The organism is Paenibacillus agricola (genome assembly GCF_011440305.1).
Classification (GTDB): Bacteria; Bacillota; Bacilli; order Paenibacillales; family NBRC-103111; genus Paenibacillus_S; species Paenibacillus_S agricola.
The window spans coordinates 23,807-43,956 of record NZ_JAAOIW010000025.1 but is presented as its reverse complement, the minus strand read 5'-3'; the positions used below and the strand labels follow the sequence as shown (position 1 = coordinate 43,956).

General features: G+C 39.3%; 23 protein-coding genes and 2 pseudogenes. 13 read left to right on the top strand and 12 right to left on the bottom strand.

Going from position 1 to position 20,150, the window contains the following annotated elements; translation table 11 throughout:
- Window positions 1-26: 26 nt before the first annotated feature.
- Window positions 27-605: a site-specific integrase gene (locus tag G9U52_RS35470; protein WP_166157091.1), complete on the bottom strand. Its 579-nt coding sequence runs from the start codon at window positions 603-605 to the stop codon at window positions 27-29.
- 272 nt (window positions 606-877) lie between these two features.
- On the opposite strand from G9U52_RS35470, the gene G9U52_RS35465 reads away from it, so the two are divergent.
- Window positions 878-1,129 (top strand): AbrB/MazE/SpoVT family DNA-binding domain-containing protein, encoded by a 252-nt coding sequence (locus G9U52_RS35465; RefSeq protein ID WP_166157088.1) that lies wholly within the window; start codon window positions 878-880, stop codon window positions 1,127-1,129.
- Window positions 1,123-1,563 (top strand): type II toxin-antitoxin system VapC family toxin, encoded by a 441-nt coding sequence (locus G9U52_RS35460; RefSeq protein ID WP_166157085.1) that lies wholly within the window; start codon window positions 1,123-1,125, stop codon window positions 1,561-1,563. The genes G9U52_RS35465 and G9U52_RS35460 overlap by 7 nt, the downstream gene beginning before the upstream one ends.
- A gap of 100 nt (window positions 1,564-1,663) precedes the next feature.
- Here the strand turns inward: G9U52_RS35460 and G9U52_RS35455 are convergent, their stop codons facing one another.
- From G9U52_RS35455 to G9U52_RS35445, 3 genes are read right to left on the bottom strand one after another with little or no spacing between them, the layout of a single operon-like run.
- Window positions 1,664-2,992, bottom strand: a complete 1,329-nt coding sequence (locus G9U52_RS35455) for an MATE family efflux transporter (protein ID WP_166157082.1) — start codon at window positions 2,990-2,992, stop codon at window positions 1,664-1,666.
- Between the two features lie 26 nt (window positions 2,993-3,018).
- Window positions 3,019-3,417: a YkvA family protein gene (locus G9U52_RS35450; RefSeq protein ID WP_166157079.1), complete on the bottom strand. Its 399-nt coding sequence runs from the start codon at window positions 3,415-3,417 to the stop codon at window positions 3,019-3,021.
- A 22-nt stretch (window positions 3,418-3,439) separates the two neighbouring features.
- Window positions 3,440-4,003 carry a Chromate resistance protein ChrB gene (locus G9U52_RS35445; RefSeq protein ID WP_166157076.1) on the bottom strand — a complete coding sequence of 188 codons (564 nt, stop codon included), beginning with the start codon at window positions 4,001-4,003 and terminating at the stop codon, window positions 3,440-3,442.
- Between the two features lie 151 nt (window positions 4,004-4,154).
- Between G9U52_RS35445 and G9U52_RS40560 the strand changes: the two genes are divergently transcribed.
- A complete protein-coding gene (locus G9U52_RS40560) occupies window positions 4,155-5,399 on the top strand; it encodes a bifunctional DedA family/phosphatase PAP2 family protein (protein WP_243767756.1) in 1,245 nt (414 codons plus the stop codon).
- Between the two features lie 12 nt (window positions 5,400-5,411).
- Here the strand turns inward: G9U52_RS40560 and G9U52_RS40555 are convergent.
- Window positions 5,412-5,588 (bottom strand): annotated as a pseudogene (locus G9U52_RS40555) (Tn3 family transposase); the annotation flags it as partial.
- Between the two features lie 225 nt (window positions 5,589-5,813).
- On the opposite strand from G9U52_RS40555, the gene G9U52_RS35425 reads away from it, so the two are divergent.
- Both G9U52_RS35425 and G9U52_RS35420 read left to right on the top strand, forming a co-directional pair.
- Window positions 5,814-6,503, top strand: coding sequence for a DUF2238 domain-containing protein (locus G9U52_RS35425; protein ID WP_243767755.1), 690 nt, complete (start codon window positions 5,814-5,816; stop codon window positions 6,501-6,503).
- Window positions 6,487-7,206, top strand: coding sequence for a DUF421 domain-containing protein (locus G9U52_RS35420; RefSeq protein ID WP_166157073.1), 720 nt, complete (start codon window positions 6,487-6,489; stop codon window positions 7,204-7,206). The genes G9U52_RS35425 and G9U52_RS35420 overlap by 17 nt, the downstream gene beginning before the upstream one ends.
- Here the strand turns inward: G9U52_RS35420 and G9U52_RS41990 are convergent, their stop codons facing one another.
- The 4 genes from G9U52_RS41990 to G9U52_RS35400 all read right to left on the bottom strand — a co-directional run bounded on the left by G9U52_RS41990 (window position 7,207) and on the right by G9U52_RS35400 (window position 9,116).
- A complete protein-coding gene (locus G9U52_RS41990) occupies window positions 7,207-7,341 on the bottom strand; it encodes a hypothetical protein (RefSeq protein WP_375790317.1) in 135 nt (44 codons plus the stop codon).
- Between the two features lie 399 nt (window positions 7,342-7,740).
- On the bottom strand, window positions 7,741-8,001 hold the full coding sequence (locus tag G9U52_RS35410; protein WP_166157070.1) for a divergent polysaccharide deacetylase family protein: 261 nt from the start codon (window positions 7,999-8,001) through the stop codon (window positions 7,741-7,743).
- The gene (locus G9U52_RS35405; RefSeq protein ID WP_166157067.1) at window positions 7,998-8,498 is read right to left on the bottom strand and encodes a hypothetical protein; all 501 of its coding nucleotides are present in this window, start codon (window positions 8,496-8,498) and stop codon (window positions 7,998-8,000) included. The genes G9U52_RS35410 and G9U52_RS35405 overlap by 4 nt, the downstream gene beginning before the upstream one ends.
- 93 nt (window positions 8,499-8,591) lie before the next feature.
- Window positions 8,592-9,116 carry a hypothetical protein gene (locus tag G9U52_RS35400; protein WP_166157064.1) on the bottom strand — a complete coding sequence of 175 codons (525 nt, stop codon included), beginning with the start codon at window positions 9,114-9,116 and terminating at the stop codon, window positions 8,592-8,594.
- A 166-nt stretch (window positions 9,117-9,282) separates the two neighbouring features.
- Here G9U52_RS35400 and G9U52_RS35395 point away from each other — a divergent pair, with 166 nt between their 5' ends.
- The 6 genes from G9U52_RS35395 to G9U52_RS35380 all read left to right on the top strand — a co-directional run bounded on the left by G9U52_RS35395 (window position 9,283) and on the right by G9U52_RS35380 (window position 13,782).
- Window positions 9,283-9,699 carry a polysaccharide deacetylase family protein gene (locus G9U52_RS35395; protein ID WP_243767757.1) on the top strand — a complete coding sequence of 139 codons (417 nt, stop codon included), beginning with the start codon at window positions 9,283-9,285 and terminating at the stop codon, window positions 9,697-9,699.
- Window positions 9,700-9,726: 27 nt separating this feature from the next.
- Window positions 9,727-9,894: a hypothetical protein gene (locus G9U52_RS40545; RefSeq protein ID WP_243767753.1), complete on the top strand. Its 168-nt coding sequence runs from the start codon at window positions 9,727-9,729 to the stop codon at window positions 9,892-9,894.
- 3 nt (window positions 9,895-9,897) lie between these two features.
- On the top strand, window positions 9,898-10,593 hold the full coding sequence (locus G9U52_RS35390) for a L,D-transpeptidase family protein (RefSeq protein ID WP_166157061.1): 696 nt from the start codon (window positions 9,898-9,900) through the stop codon (window positions 10,591-10,593).
- A 386-nt stretch (window positions 10,594-10,979) separates the two neighbouring features.
- A complete protein-coding gene (locus G9U52_RS35385; RefSeq protein ID WP_166157058.1) occupies window positions 10,980-12,155 on the top strand; it encodes an MGDG synthase family glycosyltransferase in 1,176 nt (391 codons plus the stop codon).
- A gap of 59 nt (window positions 12,156-12,214) precedes the next feature.
- Window positions 12,215-12,382: a hypothetical protein gene (locus tag G9U52_RS39565; RefSeq protein WP_207953410.1), complete on the top strand. Its 168-nt coding sequence runs from the start codon at window positions 12,215-12,217 to the stop codon at window positions 12,380-12,382.
- Between the two features lie 101 nt (window positions 12,383-12,483).
- Window positions 12,484-13,782 (top strand): polysaccharide deacetylase family protein, encoded by a 1,299-nt coding sequence (locus G9U52_RS35380; protein WP_166157055.1) that lies wholly within the window; start codon window positions 12,484-12,486, stop codon window positions 13,780-13,782.
- A gap of 51 nt (window positions 13,783-13,833) precedes the next feature.
- On the opposite strand, the gene G9U52_RS40540 is transcribed toward G9U52_RS35380, so the two are convergent.
- The 3 genes and pseudogenes from G9U52_RS40540 to G9U52_RS35365 form a co-directional block, all read right to left on the bottom strand.
- Window positions 13,834-13,950 (bottom strand): phosphatase PAP2 family protein, encoded by a 117-nt coding sequence (locus tag G9U52_RS40540; protein WP_243767752.1) that lies wholly within the window; start codon window positions 13,948-13,950, stop codon window positions 13,834-13,836.
- Window positions 13,951-14,647: 697 nt separating this feature from the next.
- Window positions 14,648-16,108, bottom strand: coding sequence for an IS1182 family transposase (locus tag G9U52_RS35370; RefSeq protein WP_166157133.1), 1,461 nt, complete (start codon window positions 16,106-16,108; stop codon window positions 14,648-14,650).
- A gap of 108 nt (window positions 16,109-16,216) precedes the next feature.
- Window positions 16,217-17,518, bottom strand: a pseudogene (locus tag G9U52_RS35365) (IS3 family transposase); the annotation flags it as partial.
- Between the two features lie 195 nt (window positions 17,519-17,713).
- On the opposite strand from G9U52_RS35365, the gene G9U52_RS35360 reads away from it, so the two are divergent.
- Window positions 17,714-19,042: an IS91 family transposase gene (locus G9U52_RS35360; RefSeq protein ID WP_166157052.1), complete on the top strand. Its 1,329-nt coding sequence runs from the start codon at window positions 17,714-17,716 to the stop codon at window positions 19,040-19,042.
- A 398-nt stretch (window positions 19,043-19,440) separates the two neighbouring features.
- Entirely contained in the window at window positions 19,441-19,848 is a 408-nt protein-coding gene (locus tag G9U52_RS35355; protein ID WP_166157049.1) for a hypothetical protein, read from the top strand.
- Window positions 19,849-20,150 lie beyond the last annotated feature (302 nt).

Below are 20,150 nucleotides of genomic sequence, written 5' to 3'. Positions count from 1 at the left end.
TTGGATCTGACAATGATTAAAATACTTTATAAATTCAAGTTAAGCACGACATTATCAAGTTCATCTTGAGTTATACCGATATAAGCTAACGTAACTCGAGGCGACGAATGATTTAACAACTTTTGAATGATCGTAATATCCACACTTTGTTGAAACGCATGATATCCAAAAGTCTTCCGGAGTGTATGAGTCCCAATCTTGTCTTTGATCCCAATTGCTCGCGCTGCTGCATTGATGACAGTATACGCTTGCCATCTTTGAAGCGATGCCAGTCCGTTCGTTGCTTTACGAGACAGAAATAATGGTTCGTGTTGATTGTAACTTCCTCGCTCTACCAAATACTCCTTGATAGCTTTTGCAGCGATTTCGCTAATTGGAAAATCTTTTGTTTTACCCGTTTTTTGTTCGCGGATAGAAATACGATCCAAAACCTTCCCTTTCTCGTCAATCACATCACGTACAAGTAAGTTAAGTAGATCACTAATCCGAAGTCCACAATTAATTCCTAACGTAAACAAACAAAAGTCACGAACACTTGTCGCTTTCAAAATCTTTTTCATTGCATCGATCTGTTTTTTGTCTCGAATCGGTTGTACAAATTCCATAAAGCTTTCACCCTTTCTATAAAATACATAAATATATATTATCATACATTATGTGTGATTGAAACAACGGCACACTTTTTTTAGAATAAAGAAATACTCAAAAACCCAATACTGGCACGGGTTTACGCCATTTCCCCAATCACACACAATGCTATTGTGTGTGATTGGGGTTTCCTTATTTTGGGTTGCGATAAAAATCACTTTTGTTAGACAAATTTTAATTGCGTATGATATATTTATTTAAACAAGAGAATAAATAGGAGATGATTTAAATGGAACATGTCATTAAATCTGAAAGTGAAATACGCACAAGGTATCAGATAACAATACCAGAAGAAATCAGAACAAGGGCAAAGCTAAATATTGGCGATTCATTACTATGGCAGTACGATGAGTTGCGACAAGAAATTATTGTTATGCCCAAACCAAAATCTTTCTCAGACAAATTATGGGGACTTGGTAAAAATATATGGGAGCAAGAATCGACGGATGATTACATTCGCAAGGAGCGTGACGAATGGTAACATCCAACTTTTATACAGGTATTAAAAAAATAGCGTTAGACACCAACATGTTCATTTATGTTTTTGAGCAGCATCTCGAATTTGGTGAGAAAGCCAAAGCGATTTTAGAAGAAGTGGAAAATGGAGTGATTTCGGCAGTAGCCTCTGCGGTTTCCCTAACAGAAATTTTGGTCAAACCCATTCGAGAGGGTAACTTGAATCTGGAAAAGCAATATAAACTTCTTTTTACTCATTTTCCGAACCTAAGTATTATACCTATTGATAATTCCATAGCGGAACGTGCTGCATATTTACGTGGGATATATGGCTTAAAAACTCCAGATGCATTAATTGTAGCTAGTGCGATCGCTGCTGAAGCTGAATTATTTATAACCAATGATTTACGATTGGAACAAGTGAGAGAAATAAAATGTGTGTCTCTTGGACAGGTATAGATTGTAAGTTGGCACTTGAGGTAATACCAGCGTCATGACAGTTATCGATGAAAAAGCCACTTGCCAAGTGGCTTTCAATTTAAAGTATCTACCCGTTAGATCATTTAGGGAGCATATGAATTAATTTTTGTCTCTTCCGATATCTCATAAACAAAACCGCCCTCAGTGCGTTATCAGCGGCGATACTTGCCCAAACAGCGGGAAGACCTAAGCCCAATTTCCAAGCAAAGATATAAACGCCAAGTGTACGAACTCCCCAGATACCTATAGTTGTCACAATCATAGGATATTTGCTGTTTCCTCCTGCTTGGATGGCTGAAGTGTCCACTAAAGCTGATGCTAAAAACGGTTGTGATAGCGTGTCAATAGCAAGGACAATAAGCAACAAGTGAATCACATAACTGTTATCCGTAAACAATGAACCAATCCAAGGTGAGAAGATACAAATCAGGGCAGTTATCAACGTCATGGAAACAGCAGATTGGATATAGCTCCATCGTCTGTAGGATTGTACATCAGAATCATTCTTACTTCCGATTGCCTGTCCTATAGTTACGCTGGCTGCAATAGCAAAACCTGAACCAATGGTTGAAGCGAATACAGTCAATGTGCCTGCAATATTATGTGCGGCATATACATCAACACCCATTCTTACAATTAGACCAAAGTATACAACTTGTCCAAGTCTCATTGATAATCGTTCCACGGATACAGGAATAGCGAATTTCATCATGTTCAACAAGAATGATGCCCGTATTCTAAAGTCTTCTTTAAGTAACGAGATTGCTTCAACGTTCCTTGACTTCCACCACAAACGTAAAGACGCATACAAACGTGCAAGCACCATTGCCCACGCTGCACCTGCTAAGCCAAAGCCAGGGATAAATCCAACTCCAAAAATCAACACGTAGTCAAAAATAACGTGAATCACATTCATCTCTAGTCCAACTTTAAGGGGCGTTCTTGTATCTCCTGTGGCGCGAAATGCTGCCGATTGAGCAGTGAATAATGCTATCAGCGGGGAAATACCCAACACAATACGAAAATAAGGTAAAGCTGTTTTTTGTAGTTCTCCATAGGCCCCCATTACGTGCAAAAGGGGTACAGCAAAAATAACTGACCCCATTGAGAACAAACAACCTATAACAAAAGCAACCACGAAACCATGCCAAACAGCAGAACGTCCTTGTACCATATTTTTAGCGCCAATGGCTCGGGATAAATAAACCGATATTGCGGTTGAAACAGCAGTGAAGACACCAATAAACGTCAAGCTATAAATATTGGTCACTCCAACGGCATTTATGGCAAGTAGTCCGAGCCTCGCTACAAAAAATGAGTCAACCACGCCCAGAAGGCTTTGTAAATAAGCTTCACCAATCGCTGGTAATGCAATGGCAAAGACGCGCTTTGCAGGAATAGGGAACATATTTATCTCTTTTGGACAAACAAACCTTATGTGAAAAATTTATAGCAGACGTTCCCAATCCAAATCGCTAATAAAATCCAAATAATAATGAATAATGTACCTGTTACCCAATTTTTCGGCTTTCCGTTCTTACGAAGTTCCTCCGCTTTTATCCTGCAATCTTCAATAACTGATGCAGGAATCATTTTAAGCGCAATCGTTATTCCAAGGGGAACGATAATTAAATCATCAAGATATCCTAAGACAGGAATAAAATCAGGAATTAAATCTATAGGGCTAAAAGCGTACGCAACAACCAAAATCGTAAATAGCTTCGCATACCACGGTACTCTCGGGTCTTTATAAGCAAGATATAATACAAAAATGTTCCGTTTTATCTCCCATACCTTATTCTTCGCTCTTTCCAGCGCCTTCGCTTCTCCCATAATTACCTCCGATACTTTCGAATTAATCTTTTGTAATTTCCCCTTCAACATTACCTTCCGAAGCATAAACACTTTCTATAAATTCGCCAAATTTTTGTTCGCATTCATCTAACATTTGTTTTGCATGTACTGAATTTGGACAAGAGAAAAAATCTCTTTTCATGATTTTTTTATGCCATCTTTTCAGTTTGCCAAACTCCGCTTCATTCTCTTCAACTTCATGGTAGGTAAACTTTCCTTTCCTTGTTTCTGTCTCTATTTCATTTAAAAAGTTTTTACAGCCTTCCAATAATTCTTCATACTCCGCTATTCGCTGCTTATTAAAAAGCTCAAAAAGCTGTTCTTCTGTTTCTGCCGTAAATTTATTTATCTCAAGAAACAGCGATTCGCCTTCATTTGATTCAATGAGTTTTTTTATGGATTGTATTTTCTTTTTTACTTCCACAGTATCTGGGGCAACACAAACGGACTGCTGAATATAAACGACCCCAAGCGCTTTCAATGTGCGCCAAACTCGCACTCGAATGGTGGATGGTTCATTAGGTGCTTTATAAGAGAAAACAATCCATGAATAGTCCTTATTCAAAGAATGCTAGCCCCCCTTGTTCTATTTGATGATTTCAGATTACCATTCGTAATATAAAAATGCAACGTATGTTTCATTTTTAATTAGGGAATGTTAATTTTATACAAAAGTTTATTATTGAAAGTAGAGGGATATTGATGGCTCATCTAGGTTGGCTTATTACCCGTTATGGTTATATAGGTATTTTTCTGCTTTAGCTCTTGGTATTGTGGGATTGCCTGTGCCGGACGAAGTGCTATTAACCTACGTAGGATACAATGTGTTTCAGGGAAAAATGATGTATCTGCTTGCTTTGGTTAGTGCCTTTTTAGGCGCAGTTACAGGAATTTCAATCAGTTATGCCATCGGTTTAAAATTGGGATTACCATTCCTAAAAAAATTCGGACCCAAAATACATATCACCCAAGGGAGAATTGAATACACACAAAATCTTTTTAAAAAATACGGAAACGTTATGCTCATCGTAGGTTATTTTATTCCGGGAGTTCGACATATCACTGCCTACTTAGCGGGAATATCGCACATGGACCTTCGGAAATTTATGATATTTGCCTACAGCGGAGCATTTTTGTGGAGTATTACGTTCATAAGCCTGGGGCATGAATTGGGGGAACGGTGGTTTATAGTCGAAGAGTATATCCATCGATACGGATTTTATGTCTTTGCTGCTGTTATTCTATTGATATTAGGGGCTGTTTCTTATTTTAAATTTAGGCGCACGCAAATGAAATGGCACCGAATGGGTTTGCCTACAAAAAGATATTTGCTTAAATCCGCTTTGATACTATTCTTTTTCGTTTTCATATTCGACCGGTTTGCAGACGAATTAATCGAACACGAATTAAACAAATTTGATCAAAATATTATCAATTGGGTACAGGGGCTTATTTACCCACAGCTTACAACCATCATGAAGATTTTTACCGTTCTCGGATCCACAACCGCACTGATTCTGTTTCTAATCATTTCGGTTGCGTTGATGATTTGGCAAAAGAAACGATGGGAAGCATTATTTTTGGTCATTGCCATAAGTGGAGGGGCGCTTTTCAACCAATTGCTTAAATGGGTGTTCCATCGCCAGAGACCCACACTACATCGATTAATTGAAGAAACCGGGTATAGTTTCCCAAGCGGACACTCCATGGTTTCTTTTATTTTCTATGGAATGCTGGGGATGTTATTTTATATGTTTTTAGTTTCCAGTTTACCAAAAGTGATCATTACTTTAATCTCAATTGCCCTGATTTTGATGATCGGTATCAGCCGCATTTATCTTGGTGTTCATTATCCAAGTGACGTTTTAGCTGGATTTGCAGCAGGAGGAGCGTGGCTTGTGATTTGTCTAATGGGATTAAGACTTGTCCTAGAGTATAGAGGAACAAGCAACAAGGGGTAGTAAGTACCAGCGTTAGCTGACATTATCTATACTAGCAAATTCCATACTATTCATAGTACACAAGGTAAACTCTGTTCCTTCACTTGCTAAATTTCTAAGTATTCCTGTCATATCAACTACATTCTGTAAAATAACTGCATTAGCAACGAGATCAAGGTACTTAATACGTTTTTCTTGTTCTTCCGGATCTTTTACTTTGTTGTGGTTGCGGTAATCTGTTCATGCAATAGTATGTCCGAAATGCGGGTGGGGATTTATTTTTACGGCAGCTTAACTGTATATTCAATTGTCAATCCATGTTACGTTAATAAACGAAATCAACTTGGACAAGGTATTAAAGGAAGTATTTTACACATACTAACTACGAATCTAAAACAATTACAACTAATATGCGAAAAGGAGTAAGATTTTTATATGATTCGAGCTACGCAAGACAGAACGAATTTGCTAATGAATCACAACATTCCGTTTTCACAAAATAAATTGTTGCATTTGCTTATCGTTACATTTGCTATATTTTGGGGTATTTTGGCTATTTCACCGATTGACCGCATGCAATGGCTTATAGAAAATTTACTTCCTGTTGGGACTATTATAGCCCTTGCTTTATCTTATAAAAAATTCGCTTTTTCCAATTTGTCATACTTATACTTATTGATATTTATCTTTCTTTGCCTTCATACTTATGCAGGACATTATTCATACGAAAAAACTCCATTTGACATGTGGTTGAAGTCCTCGTTTCACACTCAAAGAAGCTTCTATGATTGTATCGTTCACTTTACGTTCGGACTTTTTTGGACTTATGTTTTCCGGGAGATATTAATTCGGGTAGCAGTGCAGCATCGTTTCTGGTCTTACACTATTCCTGTGGCGATCGCTCTCAGCTTTAGCTCAACATTTGAAATCATTGAAATGTTAGCCGCTATTCTGGCAGGGGGGCAGGCTGCTGGCGAGAAATATGTTGGACTGCAAGGAGACGTATTTGACACTCAGAAAGATATGGGACTTGCTCTAATTGGAGGAATGATTTCAATGGGCATACTTGCATGGATTGCTTGGAGAAAAAAGAGCAGGGTGGTCACTCATGAACGGGTTATTTGAAGTTTTATTGAGAACATTAGCAGCATTTATCCTAATTATGATCATTACCAGGATGTTAGGCAAACAGACCATTTTTCAAATGACTTATCATGATTTTGTTGCTGCAATTACGTTAGGAGCGATCACAGGAAATTTGGCTTTTAACACAAAGTTAAATCATTGGAGCATTGTAGTCTCCTTATTGCTATTCAGCGGAATTGCATATCTGGTAACAATAATATCGTTAAAGAGCAGGAAATCACGGAAATGGTTATCAGGTAAACCAACGGTACTCATTGAAAACGGAAAAATTCTTGAAAACAATTTAAAGAAGCAGCGCCTAACATTAGATACGTTAATTCAAGAATTAAGGGAGAAAGACATATTTGATATTCAGGAAGTCGAATTTGCTGTTCTAGAATTAAACGGAAGAGTATCCGTATTAAAAAAACCTGAATTCAGACAGGTTCTTATTAAGGACATACCTAAATTTACCGGACAAATTCAATCGAAAACGACATTTCCAGTAGAACTTATTATGGACGGGGTAGTGGTGAAAGGAAATTTAGAACAAAATCAAATAAGCGATAGTTGGATACATAACGAATTGAAAAAAAGAAAGTTAACTTTGTCAGAGGTTTGCTATGCGGTAAAGGGTACGGATAGTAAATTGTATTTTGATTTATACACTGACAAAATAAAAAATCCAATTGATAAGGAGTAATTACAAAAAAACCACAGGAATGGTCATACCCCTGTCAAGTAGACAAAAGAAAAAAACCAAGCAGCCAGAAGCGTGCCGATACTCAATCGGGCCGCGCTGTTTGAGTTTTGCTTGAAACCGCTGGTAATTGTAAATGTAGATGTATTCCTTAATTGCTTGATGAATTTCGGATTCTGACTTACGAGATGCGAAAAGAAGGATTCGATACAGGTGGCGCTTTCCAGGCAGGTTGCTTTGCGAAAGTGGCTGCCTTTGACGCTGAATGCTTCCAATCGTTTGTTGTATACCTGAGACGTGTATTGGAAGCCTTGATCCGAATGGAGCACGGCTTCAGAGACGTCTCTTTTTCTTGTCCACTGATCAATCGTATCCAGCACAAGTTGAATATTGTTACGTTCGGATAATTGTCAAGCCACAATCTCGTTATTAAACAGATCCTGGATCGCTGACAGGTAATAAAAGCGTGTGCCACGGCCGTCATCATTCGAGGATAGCTAAAATAGGGATGAGCAAGGCCTAATAGGCGTTGGACAATCACATCATGCCCCATATGGTGAGCCCATCCGCATCCCTCTTCATTGATGGTAATAAGGGCATAACGGCAACTGTAATCTGAAAGAGCAAAATCATCATTTCTTCTATGCCCTCCATGTCACTTCCAAAATCATCAATCACAATAGCGACATTTTGAACGAAATATAGATCGTTTTCTGCAGCTGATTTTATGTTCGGCAACAAAACAGTCAAAGCAACAATGCAAAAGAAAATCTTTTTTTCATGTTTCACCTCTGTCATGAAATCATTTCAATGAAATCAATTTTCCAGGGTTCCTTCACCGATGTTCTTTTCATTTTAAATGTAATGGTGATTCGTTCTTCATGCTGACCTTTTCGATAAATGCTTGATTCAATCGGGATATCCAAAGTCAATAAACCAGAAGTATCCTTTTTGTCATAATTCGATTTTTTTTTAATTCCTGTGATTCGGTCTTTCTCTTGAAGAAAATATTCAATCTGATTATGTTTTGCATGTGTAAAGCTCATTTTGATGATTTGCGATTCCTTATGGTTTAAGGCAAGTAAAAATGTATCAACAATATCAAATGGCGATGCGTTATCCAAATACTCACCGATTTTTCCGGCAGCTTTTCGTACCATTAACTGATGTTCAGGATCTACGCTGCCTGAAACATGAGTGGAGCTCCCCAAAAAATGGATGCAGAAATGTCCTGAGAAACCATTATTCGGAATGCCATCTCCACCATGAGGCATACCATGCATAGATGCGGCCAAGGAGTTGATTTTCAGTTTGCACCAATATAGCCTTTCGCTTCCAACTCCATTTTCCGTTATAAATTTGCTTCATAACGGCTGTATCTTCTTTTGTTAAGGGCTGTACATCAGCGTGATTCTTACCGGCTCTTCTTTGCACGTTAAACACAAACCCTGTTTCCATATCGATGACTTTAAATGTAGCTTTCTTCGTATCAGATCTGAAGCTTTTTCCCATTCAATCATTTTTCCAAAATGTTTCAAGCGCAAATGTTCGATATACCTCACAAGTTCCGTTTTAATTCGTTCATTGATTTCAATCATTTCATCCGTCTTTTCATCAAACAAATTACCTTTCCGATCCACCATAAAGGTTGAATTTGCATTGTTATTTATTAGGGTTAAATAAGTATCTGAAACAGGAATAGCTTGAACAGGTTTGCGAACTTCTGTTTGAGCAATATCATCAATGGTTTTATTGTTCATAATCATAAGCTGGGTTTCCATTTCCGAATCATCGGAAGATCTTATAGCTAATATGGCTTTATTCATGCTATTCGCATGTACGTTCTGATCAAATGAAATGAAAGAAACAAACAACGTAATAATGATTAAAAAATACGTACGAGTTTTGTACATTTTGATTTCCTCCAAATTATTATTCGAACTCATTTTTTGCTTAAATAGGGAAAACAAATACAGGAAAATTAAAGCAGAATAATGGTTCAAAAATAGGGGGATTATATACTTACTGGTTTGGATTGGAGGGGTTATATTGCGAATATTTTGCTATCCAATTATCGTGATGCCAACAGACGAAAAGATAATTGCTTTAACTTTTGATGATGGTCCTACGGATACCCCGGAAATTCTAAAATTTTTAAGGATATATGAAGCTAAAGCGACATTTTTTGTCATTGGTAAGCGTGTTGAAGAATATCCAGATTTAATTAAAAGGGAAATTATCGAAGGTCATGAAATTGCAAATCATACATATAGCCATAGGTATTTCAACAAGAAAATGCCAGTGGATAGAATCGAAGATGAAATTCTAAAAGCGGAACAAATGATTTTAAATGTTACGGGAGAAAAACCGAATCTATTTCGCCCTCCGGGTGGGTATTACGGGGAAAATCTTGTCGATGCTACAAAAAAATCCAGGTATCAAGTGGTGATGTGGTCATGGCATCAAGATACGGAGAATTGGGATACACCCGATTGAGCAAAATCATTAATAAAATATTGAAAAATGCCCGAAATGGAGACATTTATCCTGTTCCATGGCTATGTTGAAGGAAAAACACAAACTATTGATGCTTTGAAACAAATCCTTCCTGAATTAAGAGAAAGAGGTTATAAATTTGTTACGGTATCAGAGTTGCTTAAACATCGGAAATCAATTACTGTTGAAAATTAGATTTTGCAAGGAGCAAGGGAAGATGAAGAAGTACAGCCGGATAACTTTTATAACTTTGTTTCTTCTTATTTTGCACATAACAAACGTAGATGCTCACGAGCACCAGATAAAAAAGAACCGCAGAGAGAGGTTTCTATTCAGATTAATCCCTTGAAAAATGAATTGACTATACTGATCGATCAAGTTCCTTATAAAAAATACCCGATAGCATCAGGAACACCAGAAACTCCGTCTCCTGTCGGAGACTTCAAAGTAATCAATAAATATAAAAATTGGGGATCAGGATTTGGAACCCGGTGGATCGGTCTTAACGTGCCTTGGGGAACTTACGGCATTCATGGTACCAATAAACCTCATTCCATTGGACAAGACGCAAGTCATGGCTGTATTCGGATGTTAAATCGGCACATTGAAGAAATATATGATTTGGTTAATGTCGGAGCAAAAGTAACAATTCTCGGACATGTCCTTAGGGAACCGCTTTGGGACCCCCGACGTCTCGCCAAGGGAGATAGTGGCGGCGATGTACAATTAATCCAGAGCCGCTTAAAGAGCGCAGGTTTTTATAAAGGAAAATGCAATGGGCGGTTTGAATCACTTACCGAACAAGCCCTTAAGGCATACGAAAAAGCAAATCATTTACCAATAGACGGGGTTGTAAGCATTCATGACTACATTTCATTAGGATTGGTGGAGTAAATTGATCGAGGATGGGTGAAAGAAGAACAGGAGTAGCGTACTGGAGCTGTCATTTTAGAAAAAACTCCATAAAATACCTTTGGAAAATCAAGGTTTTTATAAGGATATGTTCAAAGGTCTTGAACAATCATTATTTTGCGGTGCATTGGATAAAACCATTCAAGAAAGCTGTTCCCAAATTTTAAAATTGTGTATCTTCCAACTTCAGCATATTATGGTATTCCCGCAGACAATCTAATGATAGTGAGATTCCATTCGGCAAATAAAAACCGAATTCCAGGTTAAAGAGGTGACCTTTATGCTTTGTTCTTCTGAAAATCTTCTTCCTACACGGTCACTTAAATATCATGAAACTGATTCTAGATAGAAAATGGAGGTTCACTATAATGCCTAATGAAAAAGTCCTAATTCTTTATAGTAATTATGGGGATGGACATCAACAGGCAGCTAGAGCCATTCACGATTCATTATCAAAGAACCATCCCAGTGCCAACATCTTTCTTATGGACTTCATGCAGTTAGTTCATCCGTACACGCATCCGATAATTCGTTATTTGTTTGTTCAAGGGATCAAAAATTTTCCTGATGTGTACGGATTTGTTTACAATAAAACAAGGACCCTCAACAACCTTTCATTATTGCTGAAAAAATTCAATCGCATGGGAATGCGACGATTATTGAAGCTGATTCAAACGTTAAATCCCTCTGTCGTGGTGTCCACCTTTCCGCTTGCGGCGGGGGCTATGTCCATATTGAAATCGAACGGGCTTACGAATGTCCCGACAACCACCGTTATTACCGATCATACCGATCACAGCTATTGGGTATACCCCTTTACAAATCGTTACATTGTAGGATCGGAAACGGTGAAGCAAGGATTATTAAAATATGATATTCCGCACAATCGGATCACTATAACCGGTATTCCTATACGATCAGAATTTATGGAAGGCTATGACCGCATAGCTCTAATCAAGAAACACGGATTGGATCCGCAACTACCAACTTTGCTTTTAATGGGTGGAGGTTGCGGCATCATTAGGGACAGCGCGACGCTTGCAAAAGCCTTTGAAGCTTTGCCGGTGACCATTCAATGGATTGTTATATGCGGACATAATCAAAAATTAAAACAACATCTTGAGGAAATATGTTCCTTGTCCAAGCATTCGGTTCATATCAAGGGATTTGTAGAGTATGTACATGAGCTCATGGCCGTTTCTGATGTTATGGTCAGTAAGCCCGGAGGACTGACGATCTCCGAGGCTTTGGCTATGGAATTGCCGATGATCGTTTTTAACCCTCTACCCGGTCAGGAGGAGGATAACACCCAATTTTTAATGCAGTCGGGAGCCGCTTTTCAAGTAGAGACGGCCCAGGATTTAGTAAGAGTCATTACCGAGACCATGCAAGAACCGGAAATGCTGAAGTCGATGAGAGAAAGAATCCGACAGGTTCAAAAAAAGTGTGCCGCTTTCGATGCGGGCGAGGTGATTTGGCAATCCCGGTCGGATCATATCATGAATAATAGTTCGAAGCCGTTAATTCCATCTTTGCAACATTAAGCCTGCATGAATAGGGGATAACATGAAGGATAAACAAAAAAAACCACGCATTCGCAATAATGCTGTATGGCTTGACGTATGCTTCCACGCTCTGGCAAGACATTTTGCTTGCAGCCGGAATGGGGTGGGGGCTGTATTCAAGCGTGGAAGGTATTGGTGTGATTATTGGTCCTGTTCTAGGTGATGGATCGCCGATATTGATTAACGAAAGAACTGCTTTTGGGTGAGTGCAGCTTTGTTGGTATTGATCGCAGTGTATTACATGGTAGGGTGTTCCCTGAAGGGGAAAAAGAGCTAGCATGTCGCTTTTGTTGAGGAGGATGGGGGTATGAATCGTGCATTCTTGTTCATTATCGGCATCTTTTGCGTTTATACGATAATTCCAACCCTCGTTGTCCGTTTATTCGGTATCGGTGTTTATAAAAAGGGGACAGCCGGACGCGGAATTGCCTTGACCTTTGACGACGGTCCAGATCCCCAGTATACACCTCTCTTACTGGATTTATTAAAGCAGCATAAGATAAGGGCAACCTTTTTTGTTCTTGGTTCGAAGGCGGAGAAATATCCTAAGCTTATTGCTCGAATGCATGAGGAAGGACATCTTGTAGGCCTTCATAACTATGTGCATTGGGCAAACGCTTTGATGACCCCACAGAAAGTAAGATTACAGTTGAACCATTCTGTCAACGTTATCGAGAGTATTATTGGGGAAAAACCAGTTTATTACCGCCCGCCCTGGGGGATTATCAATGTATTTGATTTCTTGTTGATGAAGCGCTTTCGAGTCATCCTTTGGTCCATTATTGTTGGGGATTGGAGAAGCTATGGCGGCAAGCGTAGAATCAAACGAAAGCTGCTTTCTAAGCTGGGAGATGGCGCTATTATCGTTCTTCATGACAGCGGCCAAACCTTGGGAGCCAATCATGATGCTCCGACATTCATGTTGGAGGCGCTGCATGAATTTATAGTTAAGACTTTGTCTAAAGGATACTCATTTCTAAGAGTTGATGAAAGGATGTCGCTTGATGAACGATTCGACTACGTGAAATTAAGTATGAAAAAACGTATTTTCGTATACTTGTGGTTTAAATGGGATAAGTTGTTTCATGTTTTGTTTGGAGTGAAACCTGTTGATCCGGAAAATCCTTTACTGTTTTACAGAGTGCGTCCTTACCATGGAAAGACTATTTTATTATCTGATGGAGAAAAAATAGTAAGCGGAGATCGCGTCATTGAACTGCATTTCAATAATGAAATGTTATTTCGTATGGCCATCGGCTCCCATTCCATAGTTCACCTTGCAGTGCAAATAATTCGGTCTGTAAAAGAGGTTTTACCCCACACGGTAAAGATATCGAATGATGTTCATTACAGCAATATTAAAGCTATCTATGGAATCACCATGATCCATCGCGGGGCTAACCAGCTTGGATTTACGTTAACGAACTTGCCGCGCGGATGGTTTTCCTACGTAACAAGCTTATATTTGAAAGTACTTCTTTATACCATTCATCCGAAAGGGAAAACTAGACTGAAGGTGAAGTCCGATGCTCTCACCCCCAAAGTTCTAGCCATCTCTATACAAGAGCTTAAAAAAAGACACCTGAATGGTTTAATGAAAACATAATGGTGCAATCCGCGTTTCAATTACAGGGACTTGTATACTCGATAAAGGATCCTATCGCTGAAAATACCAAATGGAGGATGCAAGCCAATATCCGCTTGCCAAGTAACCACCTAGAACATCACTCGGAAGATGAACGCCTAAATATATACGGCTTACGCAAATTGGCAATAATCATAATCGAACTAAATAAAATTAATATTCCACGACCAAAGGAAGTTGAAATATGCCGCCAAAGTAAAATAGTGAGTATCACGTATAGACTAATTCGGGAACAGCCGACATACGAAAATAGTTCATAGGCTGGATACTAGTTCCACTATAGAAAAGACCTATTACATCAAGAAAAAGAATACTGGATTTACTGAAAAAAATCCGATTCTTACTGTTATAGGAACAGATTACGATCACTTTACATTGAATACATATTAACAAAGTGGAAGCCCTTGATAAATAAGGACTTCCACTTTATAAGTTAAGATAATGACAGCTACGCTGGTGCTACCCCGAGTAGCGTGAACTCTGAATTTGGTGATATCCGGTGACCAAACAATTATATATGTAATTGCGGTACCTCTGGCACTTGGTGACAGTCATGAAGTGCCAAGCACCTTTGTTGGCCAATCAGAAGAATTTATGGAAAAGTAGACCACCGGAAGTTAACAGTTCCGGTTAATCTGGACCCTTTGTCAAGGACACTTAAAAAAAGAGTGGTTTTGAACATTTAGGCAGCAAACAAGAGATGATTTCTGTATTGCACGAGGCCACTGAAAAACTTGCGTTGTTAATTAGTTCAAGACATCTTTCAAATCAAAAAGGCGACATTTCGTTCAAATTAGAGCGGAATGTCGCCTTTCTCTTTATTCTTTTACTTCGATTCTTTCATGAGGGTAATGATTCGTTTGAGATTAACAGAAAATATCGCCATGGCACCTTGTAATTGCATACCAATTAGACCCGAGGAAGATGCCACATCATACCCGTGTCTATGTTTGAGTTCACTATTTTTTGCCTCGATTTTATACCGCTCTTTCGATTTCTCTTTGAAATCATCGCTGTTTTGAAATGCTTCTTGTTCTTTATGCTCTGTTGATTTTATGGTTACAGAATACGTTTTACTTTTCGCACCTTCTTGATAACACCCTTTCCTCATCGGGCATATTTTGCATTTTTCAATATCAAACATATAGGTATCTTTTTGGTTGTCATTGATACCTTTCTTCCCTGTTCGCGCTTTGCGGATCGCCATATGTCCTGCTTTACATACGTACATTCCAGCATCTTTATTGTACTCGAATTCTTCTTCCTTTTTTCGAATGCCATGTGTAATATTAGGATTTAACTTAGCCACTAACTGTAACTCGTTTCGATTAGCATACTGAATATTATCCTTTTCTGAATAGGCTGTATCCCCAATCACTATGTCAATTTTCATTCCTGTTTCACGGCTTTTCTCTATCAGTGTTTGGAGCTGTTTCCCATCCGTTTTTTCGCCAGTTGTAATTACAACAGCTGTAATAATACGTTCTTCGTTCATTGCAATATGTGTTTTATAGCCAAAGAAAGAGGAGTCAGCAGTTTTGTGACCCACACGTGCATCTGGATCATTCGAGAGTTGAAGGTGCTCCTGGTGATCTTCTAAGATTTCTTTCAGGTGGTTCAGTTTCTCTTTCACCTTTGGATATTCGCGGATTGTTTCTTCTTTTTCCACGGCATCAATGACTTTTTGGCAATAGTTCAATTCATCGGCCAATTCGTTCGACGTTGTTTTTGGCGGGAATTTATCTTTCATTGTTTCATCAATTTGATATACGACTTTTCGTAGCAGTTTAGATTTTTCCATCAAAATCTCTTTGGGTGATTGTTGATTGAAGCGTGCTTTCGTGTGGGTAGCATCCACAATAATAGCCCGGCTCTTGATGATTTCTTTTTCCAATGCGATTTCCACTGTTTTTTGAATGAGCATGTCCAGCAGGTTTACATCTTTCAGGCGAAGTTTACGAAACTTCGTTAGTGAACTAGGATTGATGACCTCGTCTTCTGGCGCCATATCTAGGAAGTATTTGAGGGACATGTCATACTTAGAACGTTCTACGATATCCACATCTGATAAATCAAAGATTGATTTCAATAATAAATATTTGAACATTCGAATGGGAGGCGCGGCATTGCGACCATTGTCGAGGCAATAGTTATTCTGTAATTCTTCATGGACAAACGAAAAATCTACGAGGTCATTAATTTGACGTAACATATTATCTTTAGGCACTACGATATCATAAATGGCCATATATGGACTGAGGATAAGAGTTTGTTGGTTTGAGATCATCCGAGACACCGCCTGAAATCTTTTATTATACAGGAAAACAGGATACCCTTCCTCATAAATAAGGTTAAAGTATCCTGTTTGTAGAGTTTGGACTTTTTCAGTGGCCTCGTATTGCACAGGGGTCATCTTTTTTAATCCCCATTGATATCTGTGGTTGTTGTAATAGCGAATATAACGGTCGATTTCACGTTGCAGCTCTTTTAAAGATGTGCAACTGCGGCTGTCTACATGGTCCTTCATATGGCCGAAAAACGATTCCTGCGGAGCATTGTCCCAACAATTCCCACGCCTAGACATGGACTGGCCTAGCCCTTTCTGTTTCAGCAACTCTTGGTATTTCGGACTCGTGTAATGGCTTCCCTGATCCGAATGGATGAAAGCATTCTTGTGTAACTTCAGGCGTCTTTGTTTCACAAGTGTATCAATCGTGTCAGTTGCAATCTCCAGTGTGAGTCGGTTAGATAGGTTATGGGACAAAACCTCGCCTGTGGAGGCATCTAGTATGGTCGACAAATAGGCCATCTCTGAGCGGCCATAGGGGAGATAGGTGATGTCGGTAAGCAATGCCAGACCAGGAATGCCCTTTCTAAAATCCCTCTGCAGGCTGTTGGGAAGGGTTCGATGTTCCAGTGTGGCCTTGGCCATGCGCTTGTATGGGTTAGGTTTTCTATGCGGACATATGATGTTAAATTTCTTCATAAGCCTGCGGATTTTCTTTAGGTTATAAATGACGTCGAACTCGTTCTCAAGGATCATTTTGATGGAGCGAGAGCCCTTTTTGTACCCTCTTCGTTGGAAAGCCTTCTTAATCAGTTCACCAGCTTCGGCATCCGAATGGGCTCGCTCTAAGCGCGATCCTGCCGCTTGTATGTAGCTGTAGTAACCCGAGCGGGAAACATTAAGCAACTCACAGAGGTAGCGCGTCATCCGCCCTAGACCTTGATCTACGGCGTTCTTAATCAATTCGAATAGCTTATCTTTGCTTAGATTCATTCTTTTTGCTACCAGCAACCTTTCTTTCATGTCGAGCTTTTTTAACAGTTCTACTTGCGATTCAAGAAGCCTGATTCTTGCTTCCTGCTTGGCAATGAATTCATCTTGTGATAGTTCACGCCTTAGAGGACGCCCAGAGGCTTCTTTTCGGGAGTCGACTAGTCCGATAATTCCGCCTTGTTCATAGGCTTTCTTCCAACGGTCTGCACACTGCTCTACACGCTTCATACCGATTACGTTTACATCAAACTCGTTAGCTTCAAAGATTTCTCTCGGGTTTTTACCTGTCATATATTGATCAATGAACAGCTGCTTGAATTCATCCGAATAGGTTATCGCTTTATCACTAACTCTGATCACGTATTTGTTTCTTGATAGGTTTTCACGGTCTTCCTCATTAAATCGCTTCTTGCTCATGCAATCCCCTCCGATGCTTACTCCAGTATACAAAAAGGTACCCACAGCCTAAACACCTCTTTTCTAAGTGTCCAGTCTATGGGTACCAGTTTACCGGGTGAGTTCCTCTTTTTTTAATTATATTACACGCCAGAATTTATATGTTTAGGGTAAGCGGAGCTTACCCCTTATTTAAATTTTTGGTAAAATAGAGGTATGGACGCTAATATCTTAAAGCAAATCTTTTTCGATAAACATCGACATTGGGACTCATTTGTAGAAAAACATAAAGAGCATATTCGGCCAAACGTCATCAAAGAGGTGCAAAAGTTCCGTGGCTGTGGCGATCCGAGAAATGGATTTAAAATTTTAGTCTGTGAAGGATGCCATGACATACGGCGAGTGCCCTACCGCTGCAAAGGCCGTTTCTGTACAACATGCTCCTGTGGTGAAACCGAAGAATGGAGCCGCGTGTTGATGGAAGATGTCTTCCAAGTCCATCATCGTCACGTGGTTTTTACCATCGATGAAGGGCTATGGAGCGTCTTTTTGTTGCATCGAAAAATGCTGAAAGAATTTATGGACGAGGCCGTACGGATCATTAAAGAACATTTTGAAAAGAAACATAAGATTACGCCTGGCATCATTGCAGGGTTGCATACCTTTGGTTCGCGTCTAAATTTCAACCCCCATGTGCATATGCTGGTGACGATGGGTGGAATGAAATCAAACGGAGAATGGAAAACATATGATTACGTGCCGTTTGAAATGCTTAGAAAACAGTGGCAAACCGTGGTGTTAAAGCTCATTCGAAGAAGCTTGAATGAAGAAGAAAAGAAGCAAGTACAGTCCAGATTACAGCAAGCCTACTCCGCGAATGGAGAAGGTTTCTATGTGCATGCACCGAAGCAAAGAGGAAATATAAAGAAGCAATTAGGCTATATAGGGCGTTATATAAAGCGGCCAGCTCTTGCGTTAAAACGAATCCAGTCGTATGACGGAGAGTACGTTGTATTCAGCTACCCCGACAAAACAAGTGGGGAAGAGAAGACGGAAAAAGTAACCGTAGAAGAGTTCATAGCAAGGGTCATACGCCATATTCCAGATGAAAACTTTAAAACCATCCGGTATTATGGGGTCTATTCGCGAAGACTGAAAAAGGTAAGTAAAGCGCTGGTGACAAACTGGCAAAAAGAAGCAAGAAAATGGATTGTCCGTGCCCAAAGGCAGCTAAAACGCAGGAATTGGAGGGAACGAATTCAACGAACAACGGGAAAAGACCCACTAGTCTGCCCAAAGTGCGAATGTTACTATGAGTACAAGGGAGAAGTCTGTCTAGAAGCAGGCCAATTAACGATTAAATATGCAGCTTGCGAGAAGACGCGAGGCTGTTTAGAAAGGATGATTCGAGATCTCACAGGGAAGCAAGAAGACAACCAACAAAAAGAAAAAACGGCCATTTCCAGTAAGCAAATATCTGCTGTTCAAACAGGCAGTGAGGTATATATGCCTGACCTGTTCGGAGAGCGAAAACATACCGCTTGATGTAGTAAGAGAATTTGATCGGATGGATCATGGCGATCTCACAGTGCCTCCGCAATTCACATGTGAAAGCTGTGGTGGAGCTATGTATCCTGAGTACTACAAAGGTATTTACGGTTATGAATACCGGATCCTAGATAGATTTGAGGGCTAAAAAGAGTGGAAGGTAAAACCAAAAGAAGGACAGAGGACATGGGTGTGGGGTGGAAAGTTTACGGACCGTCTTTGAAGTCGTGTTCCCACCGCTGTAAGCGATAAATTCAAGGAACACGAACTTCAAGAACGGCTGGAACCCATAGCTATGTCCTCACCAACGCACAAACGTATGGGTTTGCCCAACAGAGGACCGTCCGATGAACTTCGGACGGTTTTTCTTATTGATATATAAAGGAGAGAGAAAAATGAAAATGACTTATATACAAACGGGTACCGAAAAAGAAATAAGGGCTAAGCTATATGAATTTGCAGAATCATTGCAGGGCTTAACTTTATTTTCAACAGGACTAGAAATGCTCACTGTATACCATCAACAATTTATTGGCGTTAAATCAGGTGCATACATCATATGCACTGGAAATCTGACGCATATTGCAATAACTATCATAAGTAAGCAAACAAAGGTCGGTTATGGATGTGTGCTTTCCGGTCAGCCTAACCATTTAATTAAAACAGCAGTCGAGTTAATGGTAAATGGAATAGCTGGAACAGACGAGGTGGATATTAAAAATGAAATTATAATGGATGTAATTCACTTGGTAGTACGCACTTTCAAAGAATGTGACTATAACTATTATCCTGGTTTAACTTAACAATAATTATTTTATAAAGCGCAGCTCGCTCGTTCGAAATTTGGCATGCAGCATCCTGGATGTCATATACCGTTATACGATATATGAGTAAGAATGAAGTGCTCATATTTATCAATTGCATCAAAGATGACCTACAATTTTTTTCAGCAACCTCAAAAATATTTCTAGCAAAGTAGTAAATGTCAGTGGGTTTATTTCATCAATTATGTCACAAAATTCCGGATGAGTGGGATGTTTTGTATATTTTATGTTTTTTAGAGGAGTGACCTTGCCCCAATAAAGTAGACACAGAGAAAGCCTCG